This is a genomic window from Nostoc sp. UIC 10607 (assembly GCF_047228265.1).
GTDB lineage: Bacteria > Cyanobacteriota > Cyanobacteriia > Cyanobacteriales > Nostocaceae > Nostoc > Nostoc foliaceum_A.
This window is the reverse complement of sequence record NZ_JBIQNW010000009.1, coordinates 195,861-205,112: the sequence shown is the minus strand read 5'-3', so window position 1 is coordinate 205,112 and position 9,252 is coordinate 195,861. Positions and strand designations below refer to the sequence as shown.

At 42.3% G+C, this 9,252-nt stretch carries 9 protein-coding genes, 1 tRNA gene and 1 pseudogene; 9 read left to right on the top strand and 2 right to left on the bottom strand.

The window, feature by feature from the left end; all coding sequences use genetic code 11:
- Window positions 1-258: pseudogene (locus tag ACEYW6_RS11740) on the top strand (hypothetical protein); the annotation flags it as partial.
- A gap of 26 nt (window positions 259-284) precedes the next feature.
- On the opposite strand, the gene ruvB reads toward ACEYW6_RS11740, so the two are convergent.
- Window positions 285-1,385, bottom strand: coding sequence for a Holliday junction branch migration DNA helicase RuvB (ruvB, locus tag ACEYW6_RS11735; protein WP_412979822.1), 1,101 nt, complete (start codon window positions 1,383-1,385; stop codon window positions 285-287).
- Between the two features lie 190 nt (window positions 1,386-1,575).
- Here ruvB and hisF point away from each other — a divergent pair, with 190 nt between their 5' ends.
- From hisF to ACEYW6_RS11720, 3 genes are all read left to right on the top strand, one after another.
- Window positions 1,576-2,349 (top strand): imidazole glycerol phosphate synthase subunit HisF, encoded by a 774-nt coding sequence (hisF, locus tag ACEYW6_RS11730; RefSeq protein ID WP_190891209.1) that lies wholly within the window; start codon window positions 1,576-1,578, stop codon window positions 2,347-2,349.
- A 99-nt stretch (window positions 2,350-2,448) separates the two neighbouring features.
- Window positions 2,449-2,643 carry a hypothetical protein gene (locus ACEYW6_RS11725; protein WP_100901219.1) on the top strand — a complete coding sequence of 65 codons (195 nt, stop codon included), beginning with the start codon at window positions 2,449-2,451 and terminating at the stop codon, window positions 2,641-2,643.
- Between the two features lie 94 nt (window positions 2,644-2,737).
- Window positions 2,738-2,810: transfer RNA gene (locus ACEYW6_RS11720), tRNA-Ala, on the top strand.
- 65 nt (window positions 2,811-2,875) lie between these two features.
- On the opposite strand, the gene ACEYW6_RS11715 is transcribed toward ACEYW6_RS11720, so the two are convergent.
- The gene (locus ACEYW6_RS11715; RefSeq protein ID WP_412979821.1) at window positions 2,876-3,067 is read right to left on the bottom strand and encodes a hypothetical protein; all 192 of its coding nucleotides are present in this window, start codon (window positions 3,065-3,067) and stop codon (window positions 2,876-2,878) included.
- 198 nt (window positions 3,068-3,265) lie between these two features.
- Here ACEYW6_RS11715 and ACEYW6_RS11710 point away from each other — a divergent pair, with 198 nt between their 5' ends.
- From ACEYW6_RS11710 to ACEYW6_RS11690, 5 genes are all read left to right on the top strand, one after another.
- A complete protein-coding gene (locus tag ACEYW6_RS11710) occupies window positions 3,266-3,991 on the top strand; it encodes a GDSL-type esterase/lipase family protein (protein ID WP_412979820.1) in 726 nt (241 codons plus the stop codon).
- 123 nt (window positions 3,992-4,114) lie between these two features.
- Window positions 4,115-4,549: a hypothetical protein gene (locus ACEYW6_RS11705; RefSeq protein ID WP_412979819.1), complete on the top strand. Its 435-nt coding sequence runs from the start codon at window positions 4,115-4,117 to the stop codon at window positions 4,547-4,549.
- 344 nt (window positions 4,550-4,893) lie between these two features.
- Window positions 4,894-6,183, top strand: a complete 1,290-nt coding sequence (locus ACEYW6_RS11700; protein WP_412979818.1) for a cation:proton antiporter — start codon at window positions 4,894-4,896, stop codon at window positions 6,181-6,183.
- Between the two features lie 337 nt (window positions 6,184-6,520).
- A complete protein-coding gene (locus tag ACEYW6_RS11695) occupies window positions 6,521-8,731 on the top strand; it encodes a cation:proton antiporter (RefSeq protein ID WP_412979817.1) in 2,211 nt (736 codons plus the stop codon).
- A gap of 4 nt (window positions 8,732-8,735) precedes the next feature.
- Window positions 8,736-9,245 carry a hypothetical protein gene (locus tag ACEYW6_RS11690; RefSeq protein WP_412979816.1) on the top strand — a complete coding sequence of 170 codons (510 nt, stop codon included), beginning with the start codon at window positions 8,736-8,738 and terminating at the stop codon, window positions 9,243-9,245.
- Window positions 9,246-9,252: the final 7 nt, after the last annotated feature.

Sequence of the window (9,252 nt, the reverse complement as noted above, 5' to 3'; positions counted from 1 at the left end):
CCCCAAGGTCTTAAAGGTGAAACAGGCCCCCAAGGTCTTAAAGGTGAAACAGGCCCCCAAGGTCTTAAAGGTGAAACAGGCCCCCAAGGTCTTAAAGGTGAAACGCAAGATTTAGCTAATGTGAGAGAGTTGTTAGGAAACTTGAGGGCGGAAGTATCAACCTTAAAGACACAAAACAATACACTTAAGAATCAATTAGCATCCTTAAGAAAAACCGCTTCCCCTAATCCCCCTAATCCTTCTCCCATACCGCAGTAATTCACTTGGTATCAAGTTTAATAGTTTCAAAGCAACGATAACTGTTCATTAGGCGGCGTAAACCCCAAATGTTTATATGCTGCCTTAGTCGCCATCCTTCCACGATGAGTCCGAGTTAAATACCCAATCTGCATGAGGTAAGGTTCGTACACCTCTTCAATTGTTTGGGTATCTTCACCCGTTGCTGCTGCCATTGTTTCCAAACCCACTGGCCCACCGTTAAATTGTTCAATTATTACACTCAGCATCTGGCGGTCTGTCCAATCTAAACCGCAGGGATCTACTTGGAATAGTTGCAATGCTTCAGATGCAATGATTTCATTGATCTCACCAGATATCTTCACTTCAGCATAATCACGGACTCTTTTAAGTAGCCTGTTAGCAATCCGTGGCGTTCCGCGTGACCGACGGGCAATTTCTGTGGCACCAGCTTCTGTAACAGGGGTTTTGAGTAATTGAGCGGTTCGCAGTACAATTTTAGTCAGTTCATCAACTTCGTAAAATCGGAGTTTTTGAATTAAGCCGAAGCGATCGCGCAGTGGTGAAGTTAAAGCACCCACACGGGTTGTAGCTCCCACTAAAGTAAACTTTGATAGCGGCAAACTTCTAATCCGAGCGCTGGAACCCTTACCAATAGTAATATCTAAGCGATAATCTTCCATCGCCGGATAGAGAATTTCCTCCGTCATCCGCGAGAGGCGATGAATTTCATCCACAAATAAAATATCCCCAGGCTTAAGGTTCACCAATAGCCCAACAATATCTCGTGGACGTTCTAGGGCTGGCGCACTGGTAATTTTGTAATTTACCCCCATTTCCGATGCTAAAATCATTGCCATTGTGGTTTTGCCCAATCCCGGCGGCCCATAAAGCAGCAAATGATCCAGCACCTCACCACGAGACTTGGCTGCTTTAATGGCAATATCTAGCACATCCTTTAAATCTTTTTGCCCAATGTAATCGGCAAATCGATGCGGTCGAATGCCTTCTTCCTGCTGTTCTTGTTCATCAATAGCAGCTTCAGGTTGCAAAATGTTGTCTGTGGATGGTGCTTTCGCCGACTCTCGACGCTGCTTTGGTTCTCCGTTGGGTTCTGGAGGCTGTTTTTTCGAGGAGATTATCGCCATAATTCAGCTATCTACTTTTAAGGGGACTAGGGACTGGCGGAGGCGGAGGGAGCAGAGGGAAAAAGAATTACCAATGCCCCATCTTGCAATACATGCTTAAAACAAGGGGTGTAAAAATTTTCGTTTGGAAATACCCGCGCCAATTTAAAATTTAAATTCCGGTCAATTACCCAGAAGTACAAAAGTTATTATGTTATCTAAAAGAATCTTACCGTGCTTAGATGTGAAGGCGGGACGGGTTGTAAAAGGAGTTAACTTTGTAAATCTCCAAGATGCAGGCGATCCGGTAGAGCTGGCCAAGGTTTACAATGAAGCCGGTGCGGATGAGTTAGTATTTCTGGATATTACAGCTACTCATGAAGATCGAGCTACTATTTTAGATGTGGTCTACCGGACTGCTGAACAGGTGTTTATTCCATTGACTGTGGGTGGTGGCATTCAATCCTTAGAAAATGTTAAAGCTTTGTTACGAGCGGGCGCAGATAAGGTTAGTATTAATTCTGCGGCGGTGCGTGATCCAGACTTGATTAATAGAGCAAGCGATCGCTTTGGTAATCAGTGCATAGTTGTTGCAATTGATGCCAGACGCAGAAATAACCCGGAGAATCCAGGTTGGGATGTGTATGTGCGTGGTGGCAGGGAAAATACAGGCTTAGATGCTCTACTGTGGGCACAAGAAGTTGAAAAACGGGGGGCCGGTGAACTGCTAGTAACAAGTATGGATGCTGATGGAACCCAAGCCGGGTATGACATTGAGATCACACGGGCAATTGCCAATTCTGTAGAAATTCCAGTCATCGCTTCTGGTGGTGCAGGTAATTGTGAACATATTTACACAGCCCTAACTGAAGGCAAAGCTGAAGCAGCATTACTCGCATCATTGTTACATTACGGTCAATTAAGCGTAGCAGAAATCAAAAATTATTTGCGCGATCGCAACGTGCCAGTAAGAACATTCTCCTAATCTATCATTTACTGTTTAATGACATCTATCTATGGTTAGACACACTTCCCTGAAAGGGTGTTAATATTATTTTACAAGTATTAACAAATATTAAAAAATATGTTGCTTCCTATTTTACTTTTTGATGTTGCCCTGGTGGCGTGGTCGCTGCACTTAATGGAAAGAGCCTACGAGAGTAAGGAATTTTCTCTAATGTTGGCTGGTACATTGGTTGCTCTGGCTGCTGCTGCCATGTTAGTAGTTTACTTTTTGATGGGGCACTGTATGACCTATTTGTTGCAAGTGTCGTTGTGAGTGCCCAGTGGTTGAGGGGATATTAAAAATTTAGTTTCTACAAGAAGCTTGACAAAGTACCAATAATTAAGCCATTATGTATAATGGATTTTAAGGGGTTATAGCGCAGTTGGTAGCGCACCTCAATGGCATTGAGGGGGTCAGCGGTTCGAATCCGCTTAGCTCCATTCTTCAGACTCTAAACCTCTCCATTAATGGAGAGGTTTAGGATGATTTTTCAGAAGGTTTTTATTTACTGTGTACCTAGCCAGTCTCGCAAGTTGGAATGATAGAGACTGTAATGGGTTTCTGAGGCGATTCGTTTTTGCTGTAAGAACTCTAGCCAATTTTCTAGCACTTCTTCAAATTCATACTCATCAGTATCAATGATTTGTGCGATGCCTGCGGTGATCAGTGAGCTAAATCGTACTCCTTCGAGAAGCAAGCTAGCAAGAGGGTCTCGTAGAGAAGTGCGGGCTGCGCCAATGCTTCCGCTGATATCGCTTGTTGCCGAACTGCGGCAATATTAACCTTGCAACCATATCAACAAGTAGAAACCTCATAGATGCTTGGACACTAAAGATAGCCATCTATGGTATAGAAATGTATAGAATCTTGTAAAGATATAAAATATAGTTCTTAAATGCACACATTTCTAGCTTCTTCCTCAATGCAGCTGTCTGTACCACCAAATCACTTTCAGCCAATGAAGATTGTCGCACTGGGGGACAGCTTAATTTATGGATTCGGTGATCCGGAAAAAGGAGGATGGATTGAGCAACTACGGCGATGGTGGATGTTGCCGGATAATGCCGGTCATGTTCTTTATAATTTAGGGGTAAGAGGCGATCGCACGCAACAAGTAGCACAAAGGCTAGAAGTTGAGTTCCGCCACCGGGGTGAACTGCGAAATCGTGTCCCCGACTTGATTATTTTATCAGTAGGCGTGAATGACTCAGCGCGGTTGGCGCGTCCTGATGGCCGAAGTTACACAGATTTTACATTGTTTGAAAAGGAAATTGCTTCTCTGCTAGATTTAGCACAGCAACTATGTCCTGTATTATTTGTGGGCATGGTGCCAGTGGATGAAGCCAAGATGCCATTTTTAGATTGTTTTTATTATAATCATGCCGATCAGTACCGCTACAAAGAAGCAACTCGAATTGCTTGTACCAAACGGCAGATTCCCTATTTAGATATTTTTGAGAAATGGATGGAACGCGGTGAAAATTGGCGGCTTAAACGTTTGAGTGAAGATGGTCTTCATCCTAATACACTAGGTTATCAAGCTTTGCTAGAAGATGTGATCAATTGGGATGCGATTGCAACTTACCATTCTAAATTTGATTACCACCTTAAACCATCGTAATCAGATAAATATCTTGGTGCTTTGGGCTAACCTAATATTCTTTATCTCCCATCTTTGCAAAAAGCACTACAATAGTGCTGAATTTTTAAATCCATCTTTTTCTATTTCTTATTCAGCACTTCTATGACACCAACTTTATTTGGTCGTTGGCAAACTCGATTATTATTACTTACAACGGTGGGCGTACTTGTGTCTTTGCCCTTTGCAATTGGTTTGATTGGTTCTAGTCCTAACTCGGTTTATTTTTGGATACTTGGTTATGTCGCCATCTTTGGCTTAGGTTGGGATGTGCTTTATAACTATCTCCAAAAATCTCGCTGGGATAGGGATTGGCCCGCAGCTTATCAACTCTTAGCTGGTATATGGGAGTTAGTGTTTGTGTTTTGTGGAATAAAACTGTTTGGCTTCTTACCAATACCTTTACCTAAAGAAGAACTTTCGCCAGCAGCTTTCCTATTGCACTATAGCGTCGTGTGGCTAGCAGTTTTTATTAGTTCACAAAGCCTGATGCGAATTATCTTTCCCCGTTGGCGTTTCCGGGGTGGAGAGTGGTTGTAAAACCTCAAATTATCGAAATCTTCAATCTGTTTTCATTTAGTTAGTTACAGCCTTTTTGATCTATTTGAACCGTAATTACCTGGAGGGGCGCACAGATGTGCGCCCCTAATATATGGTTGAATTACCTGAAAATTGCTGTAATCAAAAATCAACAATTAAATCGCAAATTAAAAAAATCATATATGGCGGTTTTAGTTTGGATGCAATATGTTGTATTGACGTACAGCTATGTGTGTCGCTATGAACATTGGTTGGGAGTTGAATCCCGATCAAAATTGTCCTAGTAAAGAGTCCCTAATTCACAATCCCTATTTCAATGCAGAGACGCAAATTAAGGAAGTGCAATGTCAAATTTTGATCTGGTTATTCAGCTATTTCTGCAACTCACAGTTATTTTAGTCACTTGTCGCATCGTCACGATTTTAGGACGCCGCTATCTTGGTCAAACCGATGTTGTTTGCGAAATGATTGCAGGTGTAATGCTAGGCCCATCACTTTTAGGATTGATTGCACCGGATTTTCAGCAATGGCTGTTTCCTAAGCTTCCCATTATCACTGCTGTAGGACTCAAGATACCCAATCCATCGATGTCTATTTTATATGCTATTAGCCAGATTGGATTGGCAATTTATATGTTTTTAATTGGTTTAGAGTTCAATACCAAACTCTTAAAACATCATATCAAAAGTGCAAGTTTGCTATCTGCTGCCGGGATTATCACTCCTTTTATTTTAGGAGCGATCGCATCTTTTTGGTTTTATCACAATGGCGATTTCTTTCAACCAAAAGTAACGTCTTGGTCAGCCGCTTTGTATCTAGGCGCTTCGATGACAATTACGGCTTTTCCGATGTTAGCTCGCATTCTTTACGAACGCGGTCTTGCACAAACCCGCTTTGGTACTTTGGCTTTAGGTGCAGCATCGGTAGATGATGCAGTTGCTTGGTGTTTGCTAGCGATCGTACTTGCTAGCGTGAAAAATTCTCTGAGCATCGCCATATTAGCAATTGGTGGTGGCATTTGCTACGTGCTATTTGCAATTTTTCTCGGTCAACCTCTACTGAGAGCGTTCACACGTATGACAAAACGCGATGCAGGTGTGAACAGACAAAGCCTGACTTTAATGTTGATAATTTTGATGTTTTGTGCATGGTTTACTGATGTCACAGGTATCTATGCAATATTCGGTGCTTTTGTGCTGGGAGCAGTAACTCCACGCGGAGAATTTGCCCAACAAATTCGCCAATATACTGAGTTTTTAACTACTTCTTTTTTGCTACCGATATTTTTTGTGTTCTCTGGACTCAACACTCAAATTGGATTGGTAAACACACCTACTTTGTGGGGAATTACGCTCTTAATTATTGCGATCGCAATTCTTGGCAAAGGTATTGCTTGTATGTTGGCTGCAAAATTGGCCGGGGAAAATTGGCGCGAATCTGCAACTATCGGTGCTCTGATGAATGCTCGTGGTTTGATGGAATTAATCATCCTCAATATTGGTCTGGAGCAAGGTATAATTACCCCAACTTTATTCACTATCATGGTTATTATGGCAGTCATCACTACTCTTATGGCATCACCACTGGTTAGCTTTTTGTTGCACGGCACAAGCTATGAGAAATCTTCCACTTAAGCAAATTTAAAGATAAAATTAGTTACCTAAAAATTGGGTAAAATTATCTGCTTTGACTCAGGCTATAAACGCTAAATTGTTTATATTGCCGTTTAAGCGCTATTAGAAACTGACTGCCTATCAGCTAATTTTTTTGATATTGGTCATTGTGAACATATTCTAGATGTAGCTCCTAAAATCATCAAAATTCATGTTTCATGGCTGCGACTGCATCGTAACAGCAAATGACATGAGAAGAAAGTACAAATTACCCTTGAGCGTATCTAACAAATTTGACATTTTCCAGTCTTTTAAAGAATTATCTTAGACAAACCAGATAGTTAATTTTGAGGAAACCATGCACATAGTTATTCTCGTTCTGGTTGAGGTGCTGATTGTTATTGGACTTTCACGACTAGTAGGGCTAGCATTCCGTTCCATTAAGCAACCGCTGGTAATTGGTGAGATTGTCGCCGGGATTATGCTCGGCCCATCTTTATTTGGTTTAGTTGCTCCCGATATAGCAGTTACCTTGTTTCCACCAGAAACTATTCCTTTTCTAAATGTTTTGTCTCAGGTGGGACTAATATTTTTTATGTTTCTAATTGGGCTAGAACTAAATCCAAAATACCTCAATAGTCAGTTAGAAGTCGCTGTTTTAACTTCTCATGTCAGCATTTTGGTGCCGTTTTCTTTAGGAACATTGCTAGCGGTGATCCTTTATCCCCTAGTTTCCAATGCAAGTGTATCCTTCACCGCCTTCGCCTTGTTTTTGGGAGCGGCGATGTCGATTACTGCCTTTCCAGTGTTGGCGCGAATTATTACTGAAAACAATTTACAAGGAACGCGTTTAGGAACCTTGGCGCTAACTTGTGCAGCCGTGGATGATGTGACAGCTTGGTGTCTATTAGCAGTAGCGATCGCAGTAGCTAGAACTGGTGACTTTGCTGGTGCGATACCCACAATTATTGCCAGCATAGTTTACATCGGCTTGATGTTGACAGTCGGTCGTTGGTTTCTCCAACGCCTTGCCAAACACTACCTTCGTGCGGGACGACTCAGCCAATTGCTGCTAGCTGGGATTTATATGGCAGTAGTTGCGTCTGCACTAATTACCGAACTAATTGGTATTCACTTAATTTTTGGGGCATTTTTGCTGGGAGCAGCCATGCCCAAAAATGAAGATTTAGTGCGGGAATTGGCAGTAAAAACCGAAGATTTTGTTTTGATCTTCTTGCTACCAATATTTTTTGCCTACAGTGGTTTACGGACGCAGATTGGCTTGCTCAATCGTCCCGAATTGTGGCTTTTGTGTGCGTTGGTTTTAGGAGTGGCGATCGCAGGCAAATATGTTGGCACTTATGTAGCGGCCCGTGTCAGTGGCATTAGTAAACGGGAAGCCTCGGCACTCGGTTGGTTAATGAATACTCGCGGCTTGACCGAACTGATAGTACTAAACATTGGTCTAGAGTTAGGGGTAATTTCCCCCTTAATATTTACCATGCTGGTAATTATGGCATTGGTAACTACATTCATGACCTCGCCACTGCTGGAATGGACATATCCGAAGAAGCTGATCAGGTTAGATGTCATCGAACCGGAATTGGAAGCAGAAACAGGTATAGACATCTCTGCTGAAAGTGAAGCTTACCCTCATCCTTACCGGATTTTGGTGCCAGTGGCTAATCCAAGTACCCAAAAAGGTTTAGTACAGTTGGCAGTAGCGTTGGCGCAGCCCGCCGTAGGTATCGCTCTTAATTACCGATATCCTGCCATTGTTAACCCTCTTAGCCTGATTGAATTTGAAGAAGACTATGCCTTTGAAAGTACCCCAGTTGAAGCAGACCGATTAATCGCCCAGCGCCGTCAGCAGCTAGAAGAATTAATTAATACTCTCGAACCGCCAGAAACTCGTTCTTATGTGCATCCTATCGTTCGGATATCCAGCAATGTTGCCCGCGAAACAGCACAGATTGCCACATTAGAACAAGCTGATTTAATTCTTGTGGGCTGGCATCGGCCAGCTTTTAGTAGTAATCGTTTAGGTGGACGAGTTGGACAAATGCTTACCACTGCACCAGTGGATGTAGCAGTGTTTGTAGATAAAGGCAAAGACCGATTAGAAAGTTTATTGGTACCTTATTCTGCAAATATCCATGATGATTTAGCACTAATACTAGCTCTGAGACTGCTAATCAATCGTGAGACTTGTATGTTGCAGATATTACAGATAGTAGCAAATCATGCCAAGGAAGAATTGAGTTACGAACTGCACACGATGATGGAACAATTGCCCACCAGTGTACGCGATCGCATTGAAATCAAAATTATCGAAGCCCCAGAACCCATCCAAGCCGTAATTCAAGCTTCAGAAGCTGTTGACCTAACTATTGCTGGCACCAGCCGCGCTTGGGGTATCGAGCGCCAAACCTTGGGAAGATATACAGATCAACTAGCTATCCAATGTCGTTCTTCCTTGCTAATTACTCGCCGCTACAGTCAAGTCACCGCTCACTTAGCCTCTATGCTTCCTGAGGTTAGTAGTCAAGAGCCAACATTGAGGAGTTGAGATTATGAATCATTTCAACTTCAAATCTTTAGCTTTTTACGGAGTAGCAATAAGTTCAGTGCTACTGTTGTTCAAAACTGTAACCGTCTACGGGGAAAACAATCTCAAGGCTCCTCCTCCAATTAACGGTCGGTATCGTCTAACCCTGGCAGAGAATTTGCCGAACTGTGAAAAATCGGATACTCTGACGTTAAACATTCAGCAGTCGGGTATTTACTTAAATGCCTCTGTATTACCGGCAAACGCTAACTCCAATACTGACGAAAAGCACTCTCTGGCAGGCATCTTCAGAAATCAACAGTTAAATTTATCTGGGAAAGTTGGTAGATCAATCCTTTGTAATATTCCTCGCCCCCAAAATGATCCTCTAAACTCAGTCGCAATTCAAATGCAACTTGTGGATAAAGGTAATATGACAGGTCAATTAACCGTAAATGGCATTCCACAAACTCTGAAATTTACTGCTGTACCCCAAAAAGCTCAGGAAAAATCTCAGAAGTTAAACAGTCATTGAACTGGAG

Excerpts from the sequence above, each read along its gene's own strand:
- ACEYW6_RS11725 (WP_100901219.1), top strand. The coding sequence starts at position 2,449 with ATGTTGCTTCCTATTTTACTTTTTGATGTTGCCCTGGTGGCGTGGTCG.
- hisF (WP_190891209.1), top strand. The coding sequence starts at position 1,576 with ATGTTATCTAAAAGAATCTTACCGTGCTTAGATGTGAAGGCGGGACGG.
- ACEYW6_RS11695 (WP_412979817.1), top strand. The coding sequence starts at position 6,521 with ATGCACATAGTTATTCTCGTTCTGGTTGAGGTGCTGATTGTTATTGGA.
- ACEYW6_RS11710 (WP_412979820.1), top strand. The coding sequence starts at position 3,266 with ATGCACACATTTCTAGCTTCTTCCTCAATGCAGCTGTCTGTACCACCA.
- ACEYW6_RS11700 (WP_412979818.1), top strand. The coding sequence starts at position 4,894 with ATGTCAAATTTTGATCTGGTTATTCAGCTATTTCTGCAACTCACAGTT.
- ACEYW6_RS11705 (WP_412979819.1), top strand. The coding sequence starts at position 4,115 with ATGACACCAACTTTATTTGGTCGTTGGCAAACTCGATTATTATTACTT.
- ruvB (WP_412979822.1), bottom strand. The coding sequence starts at position 1,385 with ATGGCGATAATCTCCTCGAAAAAACAGCCTCCAGAACCCAACGGAGAA.
- ACEYW6_RS11690 (WP_412979816.1), top strand. The coding sequence starts at position 8,736 with ATGAATCATTTCAACTTCAAATCTTTAGCTTTTTACGGAGTAGCAATA.